This window comes from Thiomicrorhabdus sp. Kp2 (assembly GCF_000478585.1).
Lineage (GTDB): Bacteria > Pseudomonadota > Gammaproteobacteria > Thiomicrospirales > Thiomicrospiraceae > Thiomicrorhabdus.
Window position 1 is genome coordinate 2233546 of sequence record NZ_ARWI01000001.1, and the last position, 25290, is coordinate 2258835.

22 protein-coding genes, 2 tRNA genes and 1 other RNA gene are annotated in these 25290 nt (G+C 38.3%); 20 read left to right on the forward strand and 5 right to left on the reverse strand.

Annotated features, from left to right (window positions below):
- Positions 1-47 precede the first annotated feature (47 nt).
- From A379_RS10065 to recR, 7 genes are all read left to right on the forward strand, one after another.
- Positions 48-545 carry a heme-binding protein gene (locus A379_RS10065; RefSeq protein ID WP_051145158.1) on the forward strand — a complete coding sequence of 166 codons (498 nt, stop codon included), beginning with the start codon at positions 48-50 and terminating at the stop codon, positions 543-545.
- Positions 546-647: 102 nt separating this feature from the next.
- Positions 648-737 (forward strand) — tRNA-Ser (locus A379_RS10070).
- A 2-nt stretch (positions 738-739) separates the two neighbouring features.
- Positions 740-814, forward strand: a tRNA-Gly gene (locus A379_RS10075).
- 14 nt (positions 815-828) lie between these two features.
- Positions 829-925, forward strand: an RNA gene (ffs, locus tag A379_RS12955) — signal recognition particle sRNA small type.
- 328 nt (positions 926-1253) lie between these two features.
- A complete protein-coding gene (gene dnaX / locus A379_RS10080; RefSeq protein WP_051145159.1) occupies positions 1254-3602 on the forward strand; it encodes a DNA polymerase III subunit gamma/tau in 2349 nt (782 codons plus the stop codon).
- A gap of 48 nt (positions 3603-3650) precedes the next feature.
- Positions 3651-3980 (forward strand): YbaB/EbfC family nucleoid-associated protein, encoded by a 330-nt coding sequence (locus A379_RS10085; RefSeq protein WP_040727875.1) that lies wholly within the window; start codon positions 3651-3653, stop codon positions 3978-3980.
- Between the two features lie 18 nt (positions 3981-3998).
- Complete coding sequence (recR, locus tag A379_RS10090) at positions 3999-4592, forward strand: recombination mediator RecR (RefSeq protein ID WP_040727876.1); 594 nt, start codon at positions 3999-4001, stop codon at positions 4590-4592.
- A 93-nt stretch (positions 4593-4685) separates the two neighbouring features.
- Here recR and argF read toward each other — a convergent pair whose 3' ends face one another.
- Together argF and A379_RS10100 are read right to left on the reverse strand one after the other, a co-directional pair.
- Positions 4686-5594 (reverse strand): ornithine carbamoyltransferase, encoded by a 909-nt coding sequence (argF, locus tag A379_RS10095; protein WP_040727878.1) that lies wholly within the window; start codon positions 5592-5594, stop codon positions 4686-4688.
- Between the two features lie 4 nt (positions 5595-5598).
- Positions 5599-6780, reverse strand: coding sequence for an aspartate aminotransferase family protein (locus A379_RS10100; protein ID WP_040727879.1), 1182 nt, complete (start codon positions 6778-6780; stop codon positions 5599-5601).
- Positions 6781-7331: 551 nt separating this feature from the next.
- Between A379_RS10100 and A379_RS10105 the strand changes: the two genes are divergently transcribed.
- Together A379_RS10105 and A379_RS10110 are read left to right on the forward strand one after the other, a co-directional pair.
- Positions 7332-8258, forward strand: a complete 927-nt coding sequence (locus A379_RS10105) for a branched-chain amino acid transaminase (protein WP_040727880.1) — start codon at positions 7332-7334, stop codon at positions 8256-8258.
- Positions 8259-8282: 24 nt separating this feature from the next.
- Positions 8283-8495: a zinc-finger domain-containing protein gene (locus A379_RS10110; RefSeq protein WP_040727882.1), complete on the forward strand. Its 213-nt coding sequence runs from the start codon at positions 8283-8285 to the stop codon at positions 8493-8495.
- A 257-nt stretch (positions 8496-8752) separates the two neighbouring features.
- Here the strand turns inward: A379_RS10110 and A379_RS10115 are convergent, their stop codons facing one another.
- From A379_RS10115 to A379_RS10125, 3 genes are read right to left on the reverse strand one after another with little or no spacing between them, the layout of a single operon-like run.
- Positions 8753-9700, reverse strand: coding sequence for a lipid A biosynthesis acyltransferase (locus A379_RS10115; RefSeq protein ID WP_040727883.1), 948 nt, complete (start codon positions 9698-9700; stop codon positions 8753-8755).
- Positions 9697-11445: a lipid A export permease/ATP-binding protein MsbA gene (msbA, locus tag A379_RS10120; protein ID WP_040727884.1), complete on the reverse strand. Its 1749-nt coding sequence runs from the start codon at positions 11443-11445 to the stop codon at positions 9697-9699. The genes A379_RS10115 and msbA overlap by 4 nt, the downstream gene beginning before the upstream one ends.
- Positions 11446-11448: 3 nt before the next feature.
- Entirely contained in the window at positions 11449-12111 is a 663-nt protein-coding gene (locus tag A379_RS10125) for a dual specificity protein phosphatase family protein (protein WP_040727885.1), read from the reverse strand.
- 97 nt (positions 12112-12208) lie between these two features.
- Here A379_RS10125 and A379_RS10130 point away from each other — a divergent pair, with 97 nt between their 5' ends.
- From A379_RS10130 to A379_RS10180, 11 genes are read left to right on the forward strand one after another with little or no spacing between them, the layout of a single operon-like run.
- Complete coding sequence (locus A379_RS10130) at positions 12209-13801, forward strand: phosphoethanolamine transferase (RefSeq protein ID WP_040727887.1); 1593 nt, start codon at positions 12209-12211, stop codon at positions 13799-13801.
- A 30-nt stretch (positions 13802-13831) separates the two neighbouring features.
- Positions 13832-14203 (forward strand): diacylglycerol kinase, encoded by a 372-nt coding sequence (locus tag A379_RS10135; protein ID WP_040727889.1) that lies wholly within the window; start codon positions 13832-13834, stop codon positions 14201-14203.
- Between the two features lie 3 nt (positions 14204-14206).
- Complete coding sequence (gene rfaD / locus A379_RS10140; RefSeq protein ID WP_040727890.1) at positions 14207-15175, forward strand: ADP-glyceromanno-heptose 6-epimerase; 969 nt, start codon at positions 14207-14209, stop codon at positions 15173-15175.
- Positions 15176-15207: 32 nt separating this feature from the next.
- Positions 15208-16236 (forward strand): lipopolysaccharide heptosyltransferase I, encoded by a 1029-nt coding sequence (gene waaC / locus A379_RS10145; RefSeq protein WP_040727892.1) that lies wholly within the window; start codon positions 15208-15210, stop codon positions 16234-16236.
- 1 nt (position 16237) lies between these two features.
- Positions 16238-17338, forward strand: coding sequence for a polysialyltransferase family glycosyltransferase (locus tag A379_RS10150; RefSeq protein ID WP_051145160.1), 1101 nt, complete (start codon positions 16238-16240; stop codon positions 17336-17338).
- Positions 17331-18428, forward strand: coding sequence for a hypothetical protein (locus A379_RS10155; RefSeq protein WP_051145161.1), 1098 nt, complete (start codon positions 17331-17333; stop codon positions 18426-18428). Before A379_RS10150 ends, A379_RS10155 begins: the two co-directional genes overlap by 8 nt.
- Positions 18425-19018 carry a hypothetical protein gene (locus A379_RS10160; RefSeq protein WP_040727894.1) on the forward strand — a complete coding sequence of 198 codons (594 nt, stop codon included), beginning with the start codon at positions 18425-18427 and terminating at the stop codon, positions 19016-19018. The genes A379_RS10155 and A379_RS10160 overlap by 4 nt, the downstream gene beginning before the upstream one ends.
- Positions 19019-19021: 3 nt before the next feature.
- Positions 19022-20020 carry a polysaccharide pyruvyl transferase family protein gene (locus A379_RS10165; protein WP_081696392.1) on the forward strand — a complete coding sequence of 333 codons (999 nt, stop codon included), beginning with the start codon at positions 19022-19024 and terminating at the stop codon, positions 20018-20020.
- A 9-nt stretch (positions 20021-20029) separates the two neighbouring features.
- Complete coding sequence (locus A379_RS10170) at positions 20030-21061, forward strand: phosphotransferase family protein (protein ID WP_040727897.1); 1032 nt, start codon at positions 20030-20032, stop codon at positions 21059-21061.
- Positions 21048-22406, forward strand: a complete 1359-nt coding sequence (locus A379_RS10175) for an O-antigen ligase (RefSeq protein WP_040727898.1) — start codon at positions 21048-21050, stop codon at positions 22404-22406. Before A379_RS10170 ends, A379_RS10175 begins: the two co-directional genes overlap by 14 nt.
- A 20-nt stretch (positions 22407-22426) precedes the next feature.
- The gene (locus tag A379_RS10180) at positions 22427-25276 is read left to right on the forward strand and encodes an FAD-binding and (Fe-S)-binding domain-containing protein (RefSeq protein ID WP_040727900.1); all 2850 of its coding nucleotides are present in this window, start codon (positions 22427-22429) and stop codon (positions 25274-25276) included.
- Positions 25277-25290 lie beyond the last annotated feature (14 nt).

Below are 25290 nucleotides of genomic sequence, written 5' to 3' on the forward strand. Positions count from 1 at the left end.
ACTCCTAATTCGAATGCTTTTTATACAACGAACAGAGGAGGTGAAAAATGAAAAAAATAACGAAAGCACTTATGGTTGCAGGTTTAACGTTAACGGCGGCTTTGCCAGTACATGCTGAAGAGCCAATGACCGTAAATGTGGCACGTATTACAGCAGATACGGCTAATACGATTGCTGTAAATGCCATTAAAGCTTGTCGAGAAAAAGGTATTCCTATCAGTGTTACAGTTGTGGACAGAAATGGAATTGTTCAAGTACAGATGCGTGACACCATTGCGCCACCAGTTTCATTAAATATCAGTCAGAAAAAAGCCTACACATCGGTGATGTTTAATGTCAAAGGCTCACAATTAGAAGGTCGTGCTAAAGGTCCTTTACCAACGCTTGGTGAAGGTTTAGCGTTTATGGCAGGTTCTACTCCAATTACAGCGGGTGGTAAACTGTATGGGGCAATCGGTGTTAGCGGTGCTCCAGATGGTAAAGATGATGAAGCTTGTGCAGTTGCTGGTTTAAAGTCGGTATCTGACGATCTTGAAATGCAATAAAGTCGATTTTTCGAATTTTAGTTGTTTCAAACTTATTCTGGTTTGAATCGGTTGTCTCCTAGACAAGGCTGGATATACCAAGTATAATTCGCCACTTGTTTAGGAGAGCTGGCTGAGAGGCTGAAGGCGCACGCCTGGAAAGTGTGTATAGGGTTAAACCTATCGAGGGTTCGAATCCCTCGCTCTCCGCCAAAGCGGGTATCGTATATTGGCTATTACCTCGGCCTTCCAAGCCGATGAGAGGAGTTCGATTCTCCTTACCCGCTCCATATTATGGTGACTCTATTCGTCCCCTCGCGACGCTAAGTTGGGAACTCCGCCAGGTCCGGAAGGAAGCAACGGTACCTTCTGATGCGTGCGCCGAGGTAAGGCGGGTAGGGTTGCCACCCATTTCTTTTTCTATGTATTCCTGTCTATTTGTGTATTCTTGATTTCATAAGTTAATGACTTTGTTTTTTTGTGATTACTCATTTTATTGGAAATGTTGGCTCTTTGATTCAAATCTATCCAGTGTATGCAAAGCATTGTTATCCACAGGTTTTACCACACCCCGCAAGGGGGTATAAAGGCCAGGTAATATGAATTATTAAGTTTAAATAGTTCTGAATTTGAACTTGAATCACGTTAAAATAAATCCTAATTTTTTCTTGAGACATGTGTGCAGCAAGTAGGCAAAAGTCTCTTCTTATTAAGAGTTGTTACCCTCGTATGAGTTATACCGTTTTAGCAAGAAAGTGGCGTCCTAAAAGCTTTTCAGAGTTGGTAGGTCAGTCACATGTAATGCAGGCATTATCGAATGCGTTGGATCAACAGCGACTTCATCACGCTTATCTTTTTACTGGGACTCGTGGTGTTGGTAAAACAACGATTGCACGAATTTTTGCTAAAGCATTAAATTGTCAGGAAGGTATTTCTTCACAGCCTTGCGGCGTTTGCGAAACTTGTCGCTCAATTGATGAAGGCCGTTTTATTGATTTAATTGAAGTGGATGCCGCCTCTAAAACCAAGGTAGATGATACCCGAGAAATTTTAGATAACGTACAGTTTGCGCCGACTCAAGGTCGATATAAAGTCTATCTAATCGATGAAGTGCACATGCTTTCTAAAAGCAGCTTTAATGCTCTGCTTAAAACCCTTGAAGAGCCACCTGAGCATGTTAAATTTTTATTAGCTACAACAGATCCGCATAAATTACCCATTACCGTTTTGTCGCGGTGTTTACAGTTTAATTTAATGCGCCTGACGCAACCGCAAATACAAAACCATTTAGCCTATATTCTTACGCAAGAAAATATTCCTTTTGAAGATAGCGCTTTAGCCTTAATTGCCAAAAGTGCCGATGGTTCAGCACGAGACAGTTTAAGTCTGCTTGATCAGGCAATCGCTTATGGTGCTGGGCAGGTGATGTTTGAACCTGTGCAAACGATGCTTGGATTAGTTGATCAACAGTTTGGTGTGGCTATTTTAAGTGCCTTGGCTGAGGAAGATTCACAGCAGGTTAAAAACACCATACAGCAATTGGCTACTATGGGCGTGGATTACCAAGCTTTGCTTGCACAATTAATAGAAAGTTTGCATGCCATTTCTTATGTTCAAGTGTTTGGCGATAATGAAACAACTACTTTACTGCCTGCTGAAATCGTCCAGAATTTTGCGCAGAGCTTTGCACCAGAAAGAGTGCAATTGTTGTACCAAATCGCGTTATTAACAAAGCAAGATATGCAGCTAGCGCCAGATATTCGTATTGGATTTGAAATGGCATTAATGAGAATGCTGGCTTTTGTTCCTGCTCAGTCTGTTAATAGCGAAAGCCTACAAGGCACTCAAGGTGCTGTTGTGAATCGTGTAGCCAAACAAACTGAGAGTGACGCTGGTTCAGCTGTTTCACAAAATAATCCATTGGATGCTTTAGCGGGCTTGGCGACAGCAAGATCATTGGTGGGAAAAAAAAAGCCTGAAATAACAGAAAATAGTCCTATTGAATCAAATGCTGAGAATTTAACAGTCATTGCAGGGGGCGATAATCAGCAAACTTGTTCAGAATCGGAAGAGGCAATTGAACAGTCAAATCCAATTCAAGTAACAAACAGAATTACTGAACCTGAAAAACACTATTCTGAAGATTTAAATTTAAATCAAGATGCGCCTTCACCGCAACCACAAGCTTCTGCCGATCAAAACCAACAACCAATCAGTGAAATGCCAACGCATACTGACCATTTAGCTCAAATCAGAGAACGGCTCAAGCAGCCTTTGGGCAAAGCGGGTGTCACTGTTAAACCTGTTGAGCCAACTGAAGTTCCTGAGGAGAGTGTAACAACGGCTTTAAGTCATATGTTAGACCATGTTCAGGATCAAGTAGAGAGCTTGCCTGTTTCTGAACCAGGCTTGCAAGAAAGCTTTAATGAGTCCGTTGATTTATCGATGTTTGAAGCGCAGGAGGCTTCGCAATCTTCTTTAAACCATCAAGATTATGCATCCAATGAGATGAATGCTATTGAAGACGCTCCGCCTTGGATATTGGAGGACTCTCAAACTTATGCTGAAGATACAGCAGAAAAAATCCAAGAGCATAACCAAGAACACATCCAAGAATCTTTAGTGCAATCAAACAGCATGGAAAATAACGCCGTTCAAGTTGCAGAAAGTGAGGAACGGCCAAGTTTTGAAGCATCAGATGATTTACTTGCTGATTGGATTAAGCTTATTGAGCGTTTAGATTTAAAAGGGATGGCGGCAGATTTAGCGCGTAATAGTGTTTTAGTAGAGCTATCTGAGAGACGTTTGGCAATCAGTATAGATCCTGAACAACACTATGCTAAACCTGAAATGTATCTAGAGCAAATTGCACAAGCGGCTAAGTCGCTATTAGGGGCAGATGTTGAACTTGATTTGGTTGAGGCCGATAGCTTCTTTACGCCAGTTAAGTACGATGCACAGCAAGAATCTAATAAAATGGCAGCGGCTGAAAACTCAATTAATACGGATAGTGTCGTGCAACAGTTGGTTTCAACTTTGGGAATGGATATTATCCCAGGTAGTATTAAGCCAATCTAAGTGATAAGAAATTAAATAACACAATCATTGAAATAAAAGGAAAACAGTATGTTTGGCGGAAAAGGTGGCCTAGGTAATTTAATGAAGCAAGCGCAAGATATGCAAAAAAATATGCAAGCTGCGCAAGATGAAATTGCAAAAATGGAAATCAATGCTGAAGCTGGCGGTGGCATGGTTAAGGTTGTGATGACTGGTAAGCATGAGCTGGTTAAAGTTGAGATTGACGATTCATTAATGGATGATAAAGAGATGTTGGAAGACCTATTTGCCGCAGCAGTCAACAGTGCTTCTCGTAAAGTAGAAGAGGTGACTCAGGAGAAGATGGGTGGTTTAACAGCGGGGATGAATATGCCTGCTGGCATGAAAATGCCATTTTAATTGAGTTGAGATATTGTATTGCAAAGTCCATTGATTCAAGAGTTAGTTGAAGCTTTTCGGGTGTTGCCTGGGGTTGGGCCAAAGTCGGCTCAACGAATGGCTTACCACTTGTTAGAGCGCAATAAAAAAGGTGGCGTTCAGCTGGCGAAAACATTAGCCAAAGCGGTTGATGAAATAGGTCATTGTTCCCTTTGTCGCACTTTAACCGAGGAGGAGACTTGTTCAATCTGCCTTTCCAGTCATCGAGCAACGGGTGAATTGTGCATTGTTGAGTCTCCTTCTGATGTTTCGGTGATAGAGCAATCAGGCATTTTTCAAGGCCAGTATTTTGTATTGATGGGGCATTTATCTCCGATTGATGGTATTGGTCCACAGCAAATTGGCTTGGATTTATTACAAAAACGTCTGGAAGATGGCGCAGTTACTGAGCTTATTCTTGCCACAAACCCAACGGTAGAGGGTGAAGCTACTGCACATTATATTCAGCAAATGGCACAGAAATTAGCTGTGACTGTTTCAAGACTGGCTCAGGGAATCCCTATGGGTGGAGAGTTGGAATATTTAGATAGTGGTACCCTTTCACAAGCTTTTTTAGCAAGAAAAACCATCTAGTTTTTCTGTTTTTACCAGGCCTGGTAAAGCTGGTTCAATATTAAAAAGCCCGCATTTAGCGAGCTTTTTAATGTCTTGAATGAAAGGCTGTTTTTATTTTTTAGCCATTAAAAATTCAAGCAGTGCTTTTTGAGCATGCAGTCTATTTTCTGCTTCATCCCATACAACCGATTCTGGATTATCCATCACCTCAGCCGAGACTTCCTCGCCTCTGTGTGCAGGTAGGCAGTGCATGAATAATGCATCTTTATTGGCTTGTTGCATAACTTCAGAATTAACTTGATAGTCTGCAAACGCTTTTTCACGTAGTTTTTGTTCTTCTTCCTGCCCCATGCTTGCCCAAACATCCGTCACAATAAGGTCTGAGTTGGTTGCTGCATCAAGCGTGTTGCGAACAATTTCAACTCTATCGCTGTGCTCGTTTACTAGGTCCATATTAGGGTCGTAACCCTCTGGGCTTGCAATGCGTAATTTAAAGTCATACTGTGCTGCCGCATTAATGTATGAATGGCACATGTTGTTACCATCGCCTACCCAGGTGACTGTTTTGCCTTGAATGCTACCACGATGTTCTTGATAGGTTTGCATGTCCGCAAGTAACTGGCAAGGGTGATAATCGTCTGTTAAGGCGTTAATAATCGGTACTGAAGAGTGTTGTGCAAAGGTTTCTACAATATCGTGGCCAAAGGTACGAATCATAATACCATCTGCCATGCTCGAGATAACACGAGCACTGTCTTCAATAGGTTCACCACGTCCAAGTTGGGTGTCATTAGAAGATAGAAAAAGTGCATGTCCGCCAAATTGCGTCATGCCTGTTTCAAATGAGATACGAGTGCGTGTTGAAGATTTTTCAAAAATCATCGCTAGAGTTTGATTTTTTAGAGGCTCGTAAATCTCTCCAGCGTGCTGCATTTTTTTGAGTTCAATGCCTCGGTGCATGATTTGTTGTAATTCTTCTGGAGATAAATCTTTTAGGGTTAAAAAGTGTCTTACAGTCATCTTTCTAATCTTTCTTTTTATTTAAATAAGTTTTAATCAGCTCACTGAGTTTTTCAACAAGTAGATCCGTTTGTTCTTGGCTCATTACAAAGGTTGGCAGTAATCTTACGGTATCACCACGAGTTACGTTGATTAATAAGCCTTGCTCTAATGCAAGGCTAACAAGCTCGCCGCAAGGTTGATTGAGCTGAATGCCAATCATGTAGCCTTTTCCGCGAATGTCGATAATACCTTCCTGACCATTTAAGGCTTCTTTAAAACGGTTAAGTAGTGTTTGGCCTTTTTTGGCTATAGCTTCTACAAAATCGTGAACTTCAATAGTGTTAATAACTGCCAGGCCTGCTGCACAAGCTAAAGGATTGCCGCCAAAGGTTGTGCCGTGGTTGCCTGGTACAAGTACTTCTGCTGCTTTTCCATGTGCAAGACAAGCACCAATAGGAACACCGTTTCCTAGCGCTTTGGCCAAAGACATAACATCGGGTTTGATGTTATCGTGCTGAAAGGCAAACCAACGACCTGTTCGACCAATACCCGTTTGTACTTCATCAACCATGAGTAACCAGTTGTTGTTGTCGCAGATTTCTCTTAGGCTAGCTAAATAACCCGTTTTTGGAACATGCACACCACCTTCACCTTGAACGGGTTCAACTAAGATGGCTACAATATTTTTGTTTTGAGAGTGCTGTTTAACCGCTTCAATATTGTCATAAGGTACACGGATAAAACCTTCTACTAAAGGCGCAAATCCTTCGTGTACCTTAGGGTTTCCAGTTGCTGATAAGGTGGCTAAGGTTCTGCCGTGAAAACTGTTTTCCATCACAATAATTGCAGGGTTGTCGATATTGTTTTGGTGTGCGTATTTACGGGCAATTTTAATGGCCGTTTCATTGGCTTCAGCACCTGAGTTACAAAAGAAAACTCTATCCATACCAGAGTGCTTAATCAGTTTATCCGCCAGTTTTTGCTGGTTTTCAATTTGATACAAGTTAGAGGTGTGAATAAGGTTTTGACTTTGTTCACATATCGCTTCACTAATAGTGGGATGAGCGTGACCAAGACTGCATACGGCAATGCCACTAATAGCATCAATGTAGGATTTACCTTCGGTATCTTGTAATAGCGCGCCATGACCTTTTTTAAAAGTAACAGGTAGTCTGGCATAGGTGTTCATAATATGTTCTGACATAGATTTATAACCATGACGTGCAAGGCACCGTCATATCGTCACTCCGTAACTAAATGAGATGAATAAACAAAAAAAGCAACCTGAGAAGGGTATTTATAAAAATCCAATTTAAACAAACTGGGTGCTTATAAATACTTTCTGCAAGGTTGCTTTTCTGATTGTACGGCAATGGCTTTTTGGTTTGCCATTAAGGTACAGCTTCAAAAGAATAATCTTAGCGAATTTTACAAAAAATTCAAGTCGAATCGGTTTTGATAAACAAAAAGTAGCATATATAGTGACGTTTACACGAGTTAAGACACGGTTAAAAGTGGCTAAAATTCACCTGATTTTTGTTGAACAACTTGCTAATGGCCTGCTATTAGCTGCATTATTCGCCGCAATCAGGCAAATTTTATCGCATTTTTTTCACACACCTCACTCGTGCAAAGGTCTCATAGTGTAAAAAAATGGTTTTTAATGAATATTTTGCTGAATATTCAATTCAGTAATGATGTATTTAGGATAAAATGTCCAACTTATTTTATAAAATTTTGTTGGAGAATTTGTTAATGCAAACGATGGCAGATAGAGATGGCGTAATCTGGTTAGATGGCGAAATGGTTCCTTGGCGTGAAGCAAAAGTTCACGTGTTAACTCACACACTACATTACGGAATGGGTGTGTTTGAAGGTGTTAGAGCTTATGAAGCTGAGCAAGGAACATCCATTTTCCGTTTAGATGCGCATACCGATCGCTTGTTTAATTCGGCAAAAATCTTCAATATGAAAATGCCGTTTGATAAAGAAACTCTAAACGAAGCACAAAGAGCTGCGGTAAGTGAAAACAATCTAAAGTCAGCTTATATTCGTCCAATGGCGTTTTATGGTTCGGAAGGCATGGGGATTCGTGCCGATAACCTTAAAACTCACGTTATGGTTGCCGCTTGGGAATGGGGCGCTTATATGGGTGAAGAAAATCTTACTCGTGGCATTAAAATCGCCACTTCATCCTTTACTCGCCATCATGTAAACGTCACCATGACCAAAGCAAAATCTAACGGTTCATACATGAATTCAATGTTAGCCTTACAAGAGGCTGTAAACCACGGTTGTGATGAAGCTTTATTGTTAGATGTTGATGGTTATGTGGCTGAAGGGTCTGGTGAGAACTTCTTTATGGTAAAAGATGGGGTTTTATATACACCAGAATTGACCTGTTGTTTAGATGGTATTACTCGTAAAACCATTATGACTTTGGCCAAAGAAATTGGGCTTGAAGTTATTGAAAAGAAAATCACGCGTGATGAAGTGTATATTGCCGATGAAGCTTTCTTTACTGGAACAGCAGCAGAAGTAACACCTATTCGTGAACTAGACAATCGTCCAATCGGCATTGGTTCACGTGGGCCTATTACTGAAAAACTACAAACTATGTATTTTGATATTGTGCATGGTCGTTCTGAGAAGCATTTAGACTGGTTAACTACGGTTGCTTAAGTTGCTAAATAACGGGAGAAAGATATGAGTGAAAATTCAACCAATTCTAAATCGCATTATGAAGTAACTTATGATGATTTGCCGCTTCACTGCCCAACAGATGATATGAGTAAATGGAACTCTCATCCTCGCGTTTTTTTGCAGATAGAAGAAACGGGTCATGCAAAATGCCCATATTGTGGTGCAGAATATGTCTTAAAAGATTTTGACCCAGAACATCATAAAGGTCATCACTAAGTTACATTTAGAGTCATTACCAGGCCTGGTAAAATGGGTTTAGTTAAGTTTTAAACACTAAAAAAGCCGTAATTGTTGATACAGTTACGGCTTTTTTGTTTTATGTTATTTATACACCACAAAGTCTCGAAGTTTTTTAATATTTTGAATGTAATCAACTGAGAGTTAGTTGGCAGTTTATGTTTACCTTTTTCTGTAATCTTCGTGCCTTCGTGTCTTCGTGGTTCAATTTTACCAGGCCTGGTAATATTTAGGATTTAATAGCTTTTAAGGTTCCAGCGATTATGAACCCACAGGTATTGACTCGGGTTTTTGCGAATTTCAGCTTCATAAAGCTTATGCAGTCTTAAGGTATCTTCATAATCATCACCCGATGGAAAGTTCTCTAAGGCGGGTAAAAACTCCACTTCATATTGGTTGTTTTCTAATCGTCTCGTAAAGGTCGGTACAACAGCGCATCCTGTCATTTTGGCTATTTTAGAGGTGGCTGGATTACTCTTGGCAAGTACACCAAAAAAGGGGACTTCGACATGACCTTTTGAACGATAACGTTGATCTGGTAAAAAAGTCATGCTTTTTCCTGCCTTTAGCACTTTTAACATTTGTCTGGTATTGGCGTTAGAAACGGGTTCAACCTGTTCGCCATTATCAAACTGAATAGAGCGGCCTTTGGCAATAATGTAATCCATAAAAGGGTTGTCGTGCGGGCGATAGACGGCGTGATAATTAGTTAAGAACGAAACGAACAGGCCTGTTAATTCTAAAGTGGTAAAGTGCGGTGCAAGGATGAGTACGCCTTTACCTTGCTCTTGAGCGTGTTTTAGATTGTCTTCACCCATAAAGCTAACAATTTGCCTTTCAAACGCGTGTTTATGATTTTTTTTATGGTCGCCCCACCAAACAATTGCCATTTCCATTAGTGCGATACCAGTAGATTGAAAGTGCTCTTTTAGGATGGTTGAACGTTCGGCAGCAGATTTTTCAGGGAAGCATAAGTCTATATTGGCCTTAGCTAAACGACGACGTTTGGGTGCTATGAAATAAATCACTTTTCCGAGAAATTTGCCAATACTGAATTTTTGCTGATAAGGAACTAAGGCGAACAAGCGTAACAGCCCTAAACCCAGCCAAATCCCCCAATATTTTGGGTGATAAAATTGGGTTTTAAAATCAGGTACGTATTTGGTAGCTGATGGTTTACTCATAGTTCGTCTGTTCCTGTTTGCCCTTGGTTGTATAGTTGAGAATAGGTTCCTTTGTTTTTTAACAAACTATTATGATTACCTTGTTCAATGAGCTTACCGTGTTCCATTACCACAATGTTTTCGGCATTTTCTATGGTACTTAGACGGTGGGCAATCACAATCACAGTGCGATTATGCTTGAGCACTTCCATGGCGCTTTGAATCATCTGTTCGCTTTGATTATCTAAAGCAGAAGTGGCCTCATCAAAAATTAAAATCGGTGCATTTTTTAAGAAGGCACGAGCAATGGCGATACGCTGACGTTGACCGCCAGACAGTAAATTGCCGTTTTCACCAATATTGGTGTCTAGTCCTTGCGGCAGTTTTTCAATAAATCCCCAAGCGTGTGCCGCTTTGGCTGCGGCGATAATTTCTTCACGGTCGGTGTCCGTTTTACCATATGCAATATTGGCAGCAACGGTGTCGTCAAAAAGAGTCACTTTTTGGCTAACCAGCGCAATTTGTTCTCTAAGATAGTGGCGATCTAATTCTTGAATGTTTTGACCATCTAATAAGATTTCACCATTTTGAACGTCGTAGAAACGAGTAATGAGGTTGACTAATGTTGATTTTCCGCTACCAGATTGACCGACTAGAGCCGTAGTTTTTCCAGCAGGGATATTGAGTGAAAAGTTTTCTAAAGCAATAAAATCACTATTTGGGTAACTAAAATTGACCTTTTTTAGCTCTATATTGCCTTTGATGTTTTCAAGTTTAGCCTGGCCTATATTTATTTCGTCTGGCTGGTCTAGCAGTTCAAAAATACTTTCAGCGGCGGCCATGCCTTTTTGAATGGTTTCATTGATACTGGTTAAGCGACGAATCGGTTCAAACGTTAAGGCCATGGCGGTGATGTAGGCTAACAATTCACCAGGAGTAAACAGGTTTTGAGCAGACATTTGCATGGCTACATACACAACGCCAGCTAGAGCAATTGCCGCCAAAACTTGAACCAGTGGTACATTTAAAGCAGATACTTTAGTAACATGCATTGTGTTGGTTAAGAGTTCCGTTGCGGTATCTTGAAAGCGTTTTTGCTCGTAGCTTTCGGCACCATAAATTTTAATCTCTTGATGTGCGGTTAAGCTCTCCTCTAAGCGGTGGGTTAATTGCCCCATGTTTTGTTGCATCGCTTTACTTGAGCTACGCATTAATTTGCTGGCTCTATCGATAATAAACGCAACCACTGGCCCAACAATTAACATCAATAAAGTAAGTTGCCATGAGATGTAAAGCAAGTAACCAATAAGCGCAATAATGGTTAAGGTGTCGCGAATCAGAGTAACCCAGGCGGTAGATAAAGCATTGCTCGCTTGTGGCACATCATAGGTGATTTTTGACATCAATTTGCCTGTTCCATAGCTTTGGAATGTGGCAAAGGGAAGATGTTGCATTTTGTTGTACATATCTGCACGAATATTCAGAATCGCTTTTTGGGCAATCCACTGGCTAAACACTTTACTGAAATATTCTGCTACCCCTTTAATAATAAAGACACCCGCTAATAGCAGAGGCATCATCACAAAGGAGTCTGGATTTTTGGCAATCAAGCTTTCATCAACTAGCTCTTTTAAAACCATCGCCGTGGCAGGTTCCATCGCAGCAATGGTCAGTAACGCAAGTAGAGTAATCGCTATCATGCCTTTAAAGGGCATGATGTAGTTTAATAAACGGCGATAAAGTCTTAAAGTAGAGCGATCTAACATCAATTATTCTCGGTGAAGGATTTTATTAACCACAATATTCGCCCAGCCAGAGCTATGAAACTCGCCATCTATAGTGTCCCGGTCGTAAATATTTGTTACCCAGTCTAAAAACTCAATGTCTGGGTGCGTTTTTTTGTATTCAAAAAAGTGGTCAAAAAAGAAGTCAAGTTTACCTGTATCTGCCCAGCGAAAGTGGCCGAATCTCATGCTTAGTTGTTTCACGGCTTCTTCAATAGGTTGTTTTTCAACAAAATGCATGTAAAAAACGCTCATTAACCCCGCTCTATCGGCACCTGATTTACAGTGAATGAGTATTGGGTATTCTACGGTTTCTAGCAGTTCTTTTGCTTTTAATATCATCTCTTTTTTAGGGAGTTTACGTGAAGACATTGGATGGTTTATCATTTTGATCCCTAATTTATCGCAAGCTTCTTTTTCTAAAATATAAGAGGCAGATGTGTTTGCTTTACGCATACTGATCACTGTTTTTAAACCATGATTTTTTTGCATTTTTCTCAAGAAAGAACCAGAAGGGTGGTTGCTACGATAAGCCTTAGAAGACAAGGCATAAAGATTGCGATAAACCATTCTTAATATCTCGTGGTCAACGAACAGGTTTTCAAAACGTAATTTAAAGCGTTGCCAGCTGTTTTTGAAGAATTTCATTAGGGTGTTTTATTCAAATTTTAGTGGGCTTATTTTAACTTCTATTTGCTCTAAAATGTTAAAATTCCCATTTTTTAATACGTAAAGTTTAATCTGAATGAAGCAATATCTATCACACTCATCAGCCATTACGCTGTGGATTTTGATGTTTCCATTAATCGCTTTTTTATTAATGGCTGAAGAATTTCATGAGTCAGAAATAACTGCGAGGATGGGGTGGTTAATACTATTAATAGCTTTTTCATATCTTGTTCGCATTCGATTTTTGTATCTATTAGTTTTATTACCTTTTGTTCTTTCAGGGGTTGTTGATCTTTTTTATACATCCACCTTTAATCAACAATTTGAAGCTAGCTTAGTTAGAGTATTAACAGATACCGACTCTCAAGAAACTCAAGAGTTTTTATCAGTTTATCTTGGGCCATTTAACTTGAGTATATTGGCGTTGTATTTTGCAGGTTTGTTTTATTTAGGAAGAGAATTAAAGTTTTTTAGACCTCAAAGTTTTAAAACAAAACTTTTGGTTGTGGGTGGCGTTTTAATGCTAATCGTCGCAGTGCAGCAAATATGGTTTCATGATCGTTATAAAGATGTTTTACCTGGTGCGTTTGGGCAAATGACTGATGGGGTTAAAAAATACTACCAAGTTCAAAATGAAATGAAGAAAAGGCCAGAGTTATTAGCCAATTATCAATTACCCGTTTTGAAAGAAGAAGCTAAGCCACAAACTTATATCGTTGTGATTGGAGAGTCAGCAGCCCGAAAACATCATGGTTTGTTTGGTTATCAAAGAAATACAAACCCATTATTAGAAAGTATTAAAAAAGACTTAATACTGTTCAATGATGTTGTGTCACCCTTTGCTGTTACCTATCTTTCGTTAAGTCACACTTTGACTGAAAAAAACTTGAACAATAAAACAGAATTTGCCGATTCACTCAGTATTGTGGGTTTATCAAAAAAAGCAGGCTTTAAAACATGGTGGATATCTAATCAGCCAAAATATGAAGGGACAACGCTGTCATTATCTTTAGTTGCTGATCATGCGGAATATGTTAGTGGGTCAGGAGGCTATGATGAAGTAGTATTGCCTGCTGTTGAGAGAGCTTTAAAAGACAAAAGCTCTCACAAGGTGATATTTGTTCATTTACGCGGAAGCCATATGACTTACAATAAACGCTACCCGCAAACATACCAGGTTTTTGATAATAAAAAAGGTATTGAGATATATAGTAAAGAGCCTTCTAAAAAGCAGATTGAGGTTGTTAATGCCTATGACAACTCGATTGTTTATACAGATAAAATTCTTTTTGAATTAATTCAGTCTCTTGAAACCAAAGATTCGATTTCGGGGCTTGTATATTTTGCAGATCATGGGGAAGAAGTTTATGACTATAAAGATTTTATTGGACATGAATTGAAACGAATTACACCCGTTATGTTTGAAGTACCTTTTATTGTTTGGGTGAATGATCTGTATAAAAATCGTTTTCAAGAAAAAGTTACTGCAATGAAATCGCAACATAAAATGCCATTTTTAAATGATGACTTTTTTGATTTTGGATTGTGTTTTATGGGAATAGATGCAGATATCTCAAAACAATCTAGCTCTCCATGTGAACCTAACTTTACGCCAAAAAAACGAGTGGTTGCAGGTCAGTTATATCAAGATGGAAAGCTCTATGATTAATTCTCTTTTTTTATTCAAAAAGGATAATCAATGAAGTCACCACACACTGGTTTAAATCGAGTTCTACATGCGGCGGGTTATTCATGGAAAGGCTTTAAATTGACCTGGAAACATGAGGCGGCTTTTAAGCAAGAAGTAATACTTTTTGCATTAATGACCCCCCTAGCGTTTTGGATAGGAGATACCGCATCCGAAACCGTAATTTTAATTGCGGTTTTACTTATTGTGTTGGTGGTTGAACTTTTAAACTCCGCAGTAGAGTCGGTTGTGGATCGTATTGGTGAGGATTATCATAAATTATCAGGTCGCGCCAAAGACCAAGGTTCGGCAGCGGTGTTTTTATCTTTTTTTATCGCCATCTTAGTTTGGGGCGGTTTTATTATTTCTAAGTTAATGGGTTAAAAAATGATTGTTGTTACAGGTGGCGCAGGGTTTATTGGCAGCAATATCGTTAAGGCGTTAAATGCACAAGGGCGTACTGATATTATTGTGGTTGATAATCTAAAAAACGGTAAAAAGTTTATCAATATTGCCGATTGTGATATTGCCGATTACCTCGATAAAGAAGATTTTCAACAGCGTATTTTTGCCGAACAAGGCCTGCCCGATATTGAAGCAGTATTTCACGAGGGAGCTTGTTCTGCCACCACCGAGTGGGATGGCAAATTTATGATGGACAATAACTATGAATACTCTAAAGATGTTCTGAATTATTGTTTAAACTGGAAAATTCCATTTTTTTACGCTTCATCAGCTTCAGTTTATGGTGATGGGCCTGATTTTATTGAAGACCGAGTCTATGAAAAACCGTTGAACGTTTACGGTTACTCAAAGTTTCAGTTTGACCAATATATTCGCCAAATCCTACCAACCGCACAAAGCCAAATTGTCGGCTTTAGATACTTTAATGTGTATGGTCCGCGTGAACAGCATAAAGGCGATATGGCCAGTGTGGCTTTTAAATTGCATAACCAGATATTAGCGGGCGAAAAACTTAAATTATTTGGTGAATACGATGGTTATGGTGCAGGTATGCAAACCCGTGATTTTGTTTATATTGAAGATGTGGTTAAGGTGAATCTTTGGTTTATGCAACACCCAGAAAAATCGGGTATTTTTAATTTGGGGCCAGCCGCTGCTGAACCCTTTAAAAATATTGCCGATGCGGTAATTGATTTTCATGGCAAAGGTGAAATTGAGTACATACCTTTTCCAGAGCATCTAAAAGGGGCGTATCAAAGTTTTACTCAGGCCGACAATACTGCGTTAAGAGAAGCAGGGTATGATGAGTCTTTTCATACCGTTGCCCAAGGTGTTAAAAAATATTTAACTTGGTTAACAGAAAATCCAACTACGTTAAATTTTACAAAATAGTAAAGAATAGTTTAGGTATAAAACAAAACTGTATGCGAATTCTGCTCATAAAAATGTCATCCATGGGCGATGTGTTTCACACATTCCCTGCTTTATCGGATGCCCAACAAAACTTGCCAGGCCTGGTAATAGATTGGGTGGTTGAAAAATCGTTTGCAGAAATCCCTAAATGGCATCCAGTAGTCGATAAGGTTTATCCTATTGAATTGCGTAAATGGCGTAAAACCTTGCTGAAAAAACAGACCCGCCAAGAGATTAAAGCGTTTTTTGAAGAGATAAATCAAACACAATACGATTTAGTTATAGACGCTCAAGGACTTTTAAAAAGTACCTGGGTAGCCAGAAAAATTAACGCAAAAACGGCAGGTTACGACTGGCAAAGTGCTCGTGAACCTTTAGCCACTCTGTTTTATCGATATAAATACCCTGTTGCTAAAGAGCAACATGCCATTTTACGGTTACGCCAATTGATTGCCCAAAGCCTAAATTATGCTTTGCCAGACAATGCACCAATTGTATACGGATTAAATACCCAGGCCTGGTCAAAACCCCATTTGGTCACTGAGCAATTTGCGGAAGATGATTATTGGGTCTTTTTACACGGCACTACTTGGGAAACCAAATATTGGCCAGAAGACTATTGGATTGAAGTTTTACAAGAAGCCAATGTACTTGGGAAAAAGGTAATTTTGCCTTGGGGAAATCAAGAAGAGCATGAGCGTGCTTTACGAATCGCGGGAACTGCAGAACCAACAAATGTTTGGGTACCTAGTGAAATGTTGTCTCTTAATGATATGGCCAAAACCCTTAAAAACGCTCAGGCAGTGGTGTCTGTCGATACTGGTCTTTCTCATGTAGCGGCCGCTTTAGAAGTACCTATGGTTGTTTTGTACCGAGTAACCGACCCTAAATTAGTCGGAGCGGATGGGGCAAAAGTGACCCGACTAGAGTCTCCATGTGCACCTGACTATATCAAAAAGTTTTCAAGTAAAGAGCAGGAGTTAGAGTCATTAAAAGGCTTGAGTGTAGCTGATGTCTTAAACGCTTTGGAAAAAGAGTAATATGACTACGCTACAAGAACAAAACCCTAAAGTACTTTATCTACCCTCTACACCATTGAATATACTGGTTTCGGTGGCTCATGCGCTTGCCCATGCAGATAGTCAAAACGCTAGAATCGTTTTAATTGACCAAAAAAATATTCAAGACAATATTTACTTTAAGATCTTAAATGAATGGAAAGACTCACCTTTTGAACAGGTATTATTAACATCGGGTAGTGCTAGAGGTTTCCAAAAAGTTGTAGAACGAAAAGCTAATTTTAAAACTCTAGCAAAACTTGCTAAGGAATTTCCTGCAAATGCCATTGCGGTAGGAAGTGATAGAAGAGTTGAATTTCAGTATTTAATGCATTTGAGAACTGATGACAGGGGTGGCGTAGAAGGCTGGTATTTAGATGATGGGTTGTATTCCTATGCTGGTAGGCCTTATAGATGGTTCAAAGATTCTATTAATAGTATTTTAAAGAAACTGAGTTACGGGTTTTGGTGGCAAGAGCCCAAAACAGTTGGCTCATCTAATTGGATTTACAAGGCCTGGTTGTTTTCGCCAGAAAACGCTATTGAGGCTATCCAACAAAAAGAGTGCCATCAGATTGTGACTGAATGGTTTGTAATAGATCAAATTAAAGGTTTTAGTCAAACTATTTGTAAAGCTTTTGGTTTGTTACTAACTGAAGATGAATCAGATGTTTTTATTTTAATTCCACACCCCAATAATATTGAAAAAATGCCAGGCTATCTTGCCAAAATAGAACATTTTTTAGCCAACTTAAATAACCATAATTTGAGTGTTTCAATAAAGTATCATCCACGTACAGAAAGTGAAGATCCATATAACTTTAAAGAGCGTTATGGTGTTAAATTGATTCCTTCTGCACTTGCCTTTGAATTTGTTCTACCATTGTTAAAGTCGAAGAGTTTTGTGATTGGTGATGTAGGCACTTCTTTGTTAACCGCAAAATGGTTACGTCCAGATGTAAATAATATTGCGGTATTAAATAAAGACTCTCAATTTGAAGTTAGGTTTCTGAAAATAATGCAAAAATTAGATGTGAGAGTGAAAGGTAGTTTTGATGAAGCGTTGGAGTTAATCAATGGCTAAACAAATTGATGTGTATTTAGTATCTTCAACATTACATTTCTTTTGGGCGTTTATGCTCGCTAAGCGATTTGAAAACAAACGAGATAGCCACTTAGTTCTAATAGATCAATACACTAACAGGCCAATGCAACTCTGGAATTACTTAACAGCAGAGAACACGCCATTTATCTCTCAAACTAAATTGGAAGGTAGAGAGTTAGGTGGTTTAAAAAAAAATCGTAACCGAAGTAAGCAGTTTAACTGGGTAAGTGATTTCATAAAAAATAACGATGTTAAAAGGGTTTGGATCGGTAACGACAGAAGTGTTTTGGGTCAATGGTTTATAAAGGAAGCAAAGCAAAAAGATGCTTCCTGTGTCGGTTGTTTCATGGATGACGGTGTCTTTTCTTATTTGGGGCGAAAAGCTTCACAAAGTTTTAGAGAACGATATTTAGACGCCTCTTTTAAAAAACTGATTTACGGCCTTTGGTATGATTCACCTATAACGGTTGGTGCTAGCAAATGGATTGATGAGGCTTGGGTTATGTATCCAAACAATGTAAATCTTCTTTTAAAGCAAAAAAAAGTAGTCAATATTTTGCCTAATAATGAGTTTTTTAAAGATTTAAAAAATTTATCTTATAAGGCGTTTTCGATTGAGAAGTTTGATACAGAAAGATTGAATCAATTAGATGTATTAATAACCCTTCCAAACCATTTCTTATTTTCCAAGTATCCAGGCTACAACAAATCGCTATTAAATCTAATCGATGTATTGAAGAAAAACGGGTTGTTCGTAGGGGTGAAATATCATCCTGCAGCAGGTAAAGCCGATTTACTTAATGTTCAAGAAAAAGGTGTGTGGTTAATACCAAGTTACATGAGTTTTGAGCTTTTATTACCCTTTCTAGAGCATTCCAAAATAATAGGAGATCTTTCCACTACTCTTTTGATGGCGAATTATGCGGGATTAAAAAATGGCATTTATATGTTGGATGTTAACAAGGATAGCTATTCTAATAAGATGGCTAAACTTTGTTCTGAAGTGGGTGTTATTGTGACTGATTTAAAAGACTTGAATTCAAAGATATTAGGAAATAAAGCATCATGAAACACCTTGAAAATATTCAGGAAATAATTAGAGGTAAGCGAGTTGCACTTGTAGGTAATTCTAGAAGTGTTATCGGTAAAAAATATGATGTAGATAATCATGATGTCGTTATTAGAATGAATGGCGCTTGGAACTTGCCTGAAGAGATGAAGAAAAGTGTAGGTGTCAAGTTAGATATCCTTTGCGTTTCAGGCCATAAAAAAGAAATTTCTGAAATAGTCAAACTTTACCCAAACGTTGTCTGGATGTCTCCTAAGAGTAGAGATGTCATGGACTCTGAAGTTGCGAGTTTACTCTATTATTATCCCATAGAGTGGTGGAAAGAATTATATGAAAAATTGGGATCTAGACCATCTACAGGTTGTATGGTAGTTGATCTATTGAGACGATCTTTGGATGATGGTACTTTAACTTTATATGGATTTGATTTTTTTCAAAATGCCAGTTGGCATAAGCGATATAGTTTAATTGAACGCATCAAGTTATTCTTTGGAATGGATGTTTATGTCAACCCACATGATGGTGCTAAAGAAGCTGTTTTTATTAAAAACTGTTTGCCTGCTAATCAATTAAGCATTATCAAGCCTTAAATTATGAATGTGAGAAAAAGTTTGAGAGTCGCAATAATCAACAATACTCGTCCAACTAGCCATTATGGCTGTTTGATGGTTATGAAAAATTTAGAAACCTTACTCAAGCAGCAAGGGGTAGAAGTTTTATGGACTTGGCCAGTAAGCGTTGATTGGCGTACACATAAAGAAATGTTATTCGCTATGCCTAAAGTGGATGCGGTTATCGTCAACGGGGAAGGAACCATTCATCATGGTCCAAGGCGATGGCAGGCTCAAGCATTAGCAGAGTTTGCTGATTATGCGCATAACGTCCTACATTTACCTGCATTTTTGATTAATACCACTTTATATGCTAACGAAGATTCTTTGTATGAATATATAAAAAGGTTTAACCGAATTTATGTTCGTGATCGTTCAAGTTTTGAAACGTTACAGACTAAACAAATTGAAAGTCAATATGTACCTGATATGACGTTTGCTTTAAAACCTAATTCAAATTATCAGCCAAGTAAAGAGCTTTTAGTTGTGGACTCAGTTATGCAAACAGATGTTCCTAAGTTGAAAGAATTTAGTAAGAAGAACCAAGCAGATTATTGTTCAATGATTGTGGCAAGACCATCTAATTATTCTTTTTGGAAAAGACCGAGACGCTTTTTGATAGAAATATTTAAATGGGCAGTAAATGAAAAAAAGCGTAGTCTAAATCCAAGTGATTTTGAAGCGCAATTAGCAACATATCGACTTATTGTTACTGGACGATATCATACTGTAACAATGTGTCTAAAAAACCGGATACCGTTTGTTGCATTAGAGTCGAATACTCCTAAAATTAGTTTTCTTCTAAAAGAAGTTTTTGGGGATACCCATCGAGTTATTTCTTCAGATAAGCTTGAAAGCTTGGAGTTTAATGAATGGAATTCTTTCTCTAAAGCAGAGTTATTAGCCATAGATTTGTTTATAGAAAAAGCGATTAATATGAACGCTAAAATGATAGAAGAAATCGTAAATGATATTGATTAAGTTAATCTTATGCTGAACAGATTAGTTAGATTTTATTATCGATGGCGTAATAAAGAACACATTTCTAAACTTGAGTTAGAAAGTAAATATTCTTTAAACCAGATTATTGCAACCATTCAACAAAGCTCTCAGACTGTTGTTATGCCATCAATAAAAATCGTGTCCGAATATCGTTTTTTAGGAGGTGCTAATAATTTTGGATTTATCTTAATGAAGGATGAATATACTCATAAAACTTTATGGGTTGGAAAAGTGGCATCCAAAGATTTAATTACTAGAGAAATACTTTTTTTAAAGTGGCATCAAGAATCCATTAATTTACAAGACGTTTTTGCTCCTCAATATTTAACATCGGGAAGGATACCCGAAACGAGTATTGAATTTCTTGTTACAGAAAAATTAACCTCTGTTAAACGTATAAAACTAAATAGTATGTTTAACTTGTATAAAAAGACAGCTGGAGCAAATGAATTTATAAATACAACCTTTGGAACTGATGAATTGATGCCTTTAAAAGCTGGTAGCCGTATAAGAGATCTTTTATTAAATTTAGTGGTTCAATTAAAAACAGGTGAATCGAAAACTTTTATAGATACTTTTTTTATGGAAAGAAAGAAGTTTTTGCCCCAATTCATCGATGATTTGTCCTCTATTGAGGACAAAGTCCATAGTCTGCATCAAAAGTTAAATATAGAAGATCCTTCTTTGTGGGGCTTTGTTCATGGTGATTTTAAAAAATCTAATATGATGGAAGATGGTGATGGGAATCTAAAATTGATTGATTTCCAATATATTTGCTATGGAATTAGGGTTTGGGATTTAGCGTTTTACCTTTCTAAAGATAAGGAAGGGTTTCAATCTTCTGTTATGAACGTTTTAAATTTATTAATTAACCAAAATGAAAGAAATCTACTGTTATTTTATTATGTTTTTTCTGTCTTATTACACCCAAATATTAAGACATTTGAAAATAGCTTTAACAACAAGATTTGCCCTGCTTTAAATTTATTAAATTCTGGTGTGTTCTGTGAATCTAGATAAACCGAAATTAAAAGAAACTCACCTGCTTGTCTTGCGATGGTTGACGTTTATTCTTGTGATTATGTTATTTGCTGGTTATAGCCTAAGAGGTGTTATTCCTTACAATTTTGAGCAGATATTAATCTTAATGTTTTTTTTGGGAGGGTATGTTTTTTGGAAGCAAAAAAAACATGAGGTATTAGATAGGTCTTTTAATATTTGGCTGCTACTACTCACATCATATTGGTTAAGTATTTTTTTAATAAGTTTTTATCATTTTTCTTTTGGTGAAGTTACAGTCCAAAAATTGCAAATAGTGTTTTTGATTTTAGGCTTTATTGTACTTGGCTTGACGATTTTAAACCTGAATCCAAGCATTGATTATTTTTGGTACTTTTTAATCGTTGCTAGTATGTTTATGGCTATTTGGTTAGGGATGGAGTTAAAGGCTCATGGCTTAGATGCCGTTTTTAATGCAACAAGATTTGGTGGTGCTTATGGGCATCCAATAAAGTTTGGTGTTTATGGTAACGGTTTACTTATATTAATGCTTGGTGGGTTTGTTTGGGCATACAAAAAACACCCTTTGTTACTAATTTTATGGGTGCTACTGGTTATTAGTAATCTTTTAATAGTAATTCTTTCACAAAGTCGAACTGCTTGGATTGGTTGGCCAGAAGCTATTATTGGTTGGGGAGGGTATTATTTATTTTTAATTTTAAAGAGTTCTTCTTCTAAATGGTTTAAATTGAATATTATTTCTTTACCCTTGATTGTATTATTTTTAATAACTAGTTCTGAACCAGTTAAAAGTGTTTTTGAAAAACGTTATATGGCCGCTGTTAATGATATTGTTGGCTATATAAATGGAGATAATCCGTATTCAAGTTTAGGTGCTCGATTTGTGATGTATGAGACTAGTTGGAATCTAATTCAAGAAAGGCCTTGGCTAGGATATGGTGCAGATGGTTTTAAAGAAAATTTTAAGTCTCAAAGTGCTTATGTGTTGAATAGTCGCTTTAGTAGGTCTAGTGAAGGACTTAAGTATAGTCAGGTTCATAATCAATTTTTAATGACTTGGATTCAATACGGCATATTCCCAGTTCTAATTTTATTGTCGTTTTTTATATATATTCTAAGGTTCTTTTGGTTAGGTATGCGTTCTAGTGAACCTGAGAGTAAACCAATCTTCATTGCTGGAATTGTTTTTTCAGTCGCAACCTTTATGTCTTTTATGCCAGAGAGCCCGTTAGAATATAGCAGTTATAGTGCTCATTATTGGTTGTTTTTAACTTTACTATTTGTGTTTGCAGTAATAGAAAAAAACAAATTAATTGAATTTAAAGAAAGTTCTCATGTCTCATAGAAATGCTTTAAGTGAACTTTATGAATTATAGACTTAATGATGCTTCTGTTTTTGAGATATCGCCACAACAGCTCAGTAAGCCTAAAACAACTCGAGAGTTAGCTATAGTTGTTGGTAATAATCTCTGTATTAATAAACCATTAACAATGCGCGCTGGAGGCACTTCTTTAGGTGGGCAGGCGATTGGTTCTGGGGTGGTGATTGATGTTTCTAAGCATTTAACCAATATTATTGATTATCAGCCTGATGTACATGAGATTACCGTTGAACCTGGTGTAATTCAGGATGATTTGAATGACTTTGTAAAAGCGGACGGTTTGAAGTTTGCTCCTGATACTTCGACCTCTAATCGTGCCATGATTGGGGGGATGATTGGTAATAACTCTTGTGGTTCATACTCGGTTTATTACGGTACCACCCGTGAACATGTTAAATCATTAGAGGTGATTTTGGCGGATGGTTCAGAAGTGTGTTTTGAACCACTAACGGCAGAACAACTTCATGACAAACTGAATCAAACAAATTTTGAAGGTAATCTTTATCGTACGGTGATTCGTTTGCTGAAAAGTCATGGTAAACAAATCTTAGAGCACTTTCCGCATCCTTCTATAAAACGTCGTAATACGGGCTATGCCTTAGACGAGCTGTATCGTCATCATCATCCTTTTAACCCGAATGGAAAACCTTTTAACTTAGCCCCACTTATTTGCGGAAGTGAAGGGACTTTGGCGGTCGTGAAAACTGCTACGTTAAACTTAGTGCCTCAGCCTAAATTCAGGCAATTGCTCTGTGCACATTTTGATTCGATTGAGTCGGCAATGCGAGTGGTTGAAGGCTTGCTTGAATTTGAACCAGCGGCCATTGAGTTAATTGATAAGGCGACTTTAGACGGAACTAAAGCCAATATTCAGCAGCAACAAAACCGTTTTTGGATTGACGGTGAACCAGAAGCGGTATTGGTTTGTGAATGGTTTGCGGAAAATGAAGCGGATTTAAATCATCAAATGTTAACTTACCAGGCCTGGTTAATTGAAAACCAAGCGTATGCTGCCCCCATTATTAATGCACAAGATGCGGCAAAGGTGTGGGAGGTGCGTAAAGCGGGCTTGGGCATGTTAATGGGCAAAGTCACGCGTAAAAAAGCGGTGGCGGTGATTGAAGATGCGGCTGTTCCTGTGAAGGATTTGTTTAGCTATTTTACCGATGTTCAGGCTTTAATGGCTGAGTTGCAAGTGGGTTGTGTCTATTATGGTCATGCTTCTGTTGGTTTGATTCATATTCGTCCAGAGTTGGATTTGGCAACAGAAGAGGGTAAACATCTTTTTACAACCATTGCAGAGCGCAATTCAAAGTTGGTTAAAAAATACCGAGGGGCTATTTCGGGCGAACACGGTGATGGACGAATTCGTGCGCCATTTATTAAAGAACAAGTTGGCGAGCAGGTTTATGCCTATTTAATGGAGCTAAAGCGAGCGTTTGACCCTTATAATTTATTAAACCCAGGCGTGATTATTGGCGATATGCCTATTACCGAAAACTTGCGCGCCGACAGGCAACCTCAGCAACTCATTGATACGAAGTTTGATTGGTCCAATGATTTGTCTTTGATGGATGCGGTAGAGAAGTGTAATGGTGCAGGTGCTTGCAGAAAGTCTGCAGGGCGTGGAGTGATGTGTCCTTCTTACCAAGCAACACGTGAAGAAAATTACTCAACCAGGGGGCGAAGCAATTTACTGCGTTTTGCTTTGACAGAGCCGAATCCACAAAAAGCTTTGAGCGATGCTGAATTACAAGATGCGCTGGAGATGTGTTTGGGTTGTAAAGCTTGCAAAACCGAGTGTCCTGCAAATGTGGATATGGCGCGTCTTAAATCTGAAGTGTTGTATCAAACGAATGGTTCATCGGCTTCGCTCTCTAATTGGCTCGTAGCGCATTATGGTGCTATTTTAAAACAAGCGCAAAACTGGCCCGCGACTTATAACTGGTTGCAATCGTTATCGGTTGTGAAAGGTTTGATGGGGGTCGATAAAAATAGAACCTTGCCTAAGGCGTTTAAATCAAATCTCCAGGCCTGGTGGTTTCAGTTTGGCACTAAAAATGTGCCTTCAAAACACGTTAATAATCAAACTATTTGGGTTTTATGCGATCTGTTTAGTCAATATCAAGAACCGCGAGTGGGGCAAGTCGTTTTAGAATCGCTTCATAAGCTTGGCTTAAACGTAAAGCCGCTGTTTTTGGAACAGTCACCCAGAATGTTAATCAGTAAAGGATTATTAAAACAAGCAAAGAAAGCCTTAATTGATACGATTTTTGACCTTGAAGCCTATCAGCAGGGAGATTTGATTGTGGGGATTGAGCCATCAGAACTGCTGGTTTGGCGTGATGAGGCCAAAGACTTACTTAGTAACGCGCATTTTGCAAGTAACCAGGCCTGGTCAGTTTCTCAAGCTAAAAAACAAGGCTTGCAGAACATTCTCTCTTTTGAGGAATTGATGTTAAGACTGAATGAATTAGGTGTTTTGCCTGAATTCAACGCTCTAAACAAAACCGTATGGTTGCATGTGCATTGTCATCAAAAGGCTTTAGCCAAACCGATGGATTCAAAAACCGCTTTAGAATTGATACCAGGCCTGGTAGTTAATATGATTCCATCGGGTTGTTGCGGTATGTCTGGCGATTTTGGTTATAAACATTATGAAGTGTCTAAAACGATTGCTAATCAGGTGTTATTACCCACTTTAGAACAAGCTAGGCTTGAAGATTTAATTGTTGCCACAGGCACAAGTTGTCGTCATCAACTAGCCGATTTGGGGCAACACACCTCAATGCATATAGCGCAAGTGTTTGCTCAGGCCTTACAAACACAATAAGAACACTGCAACTG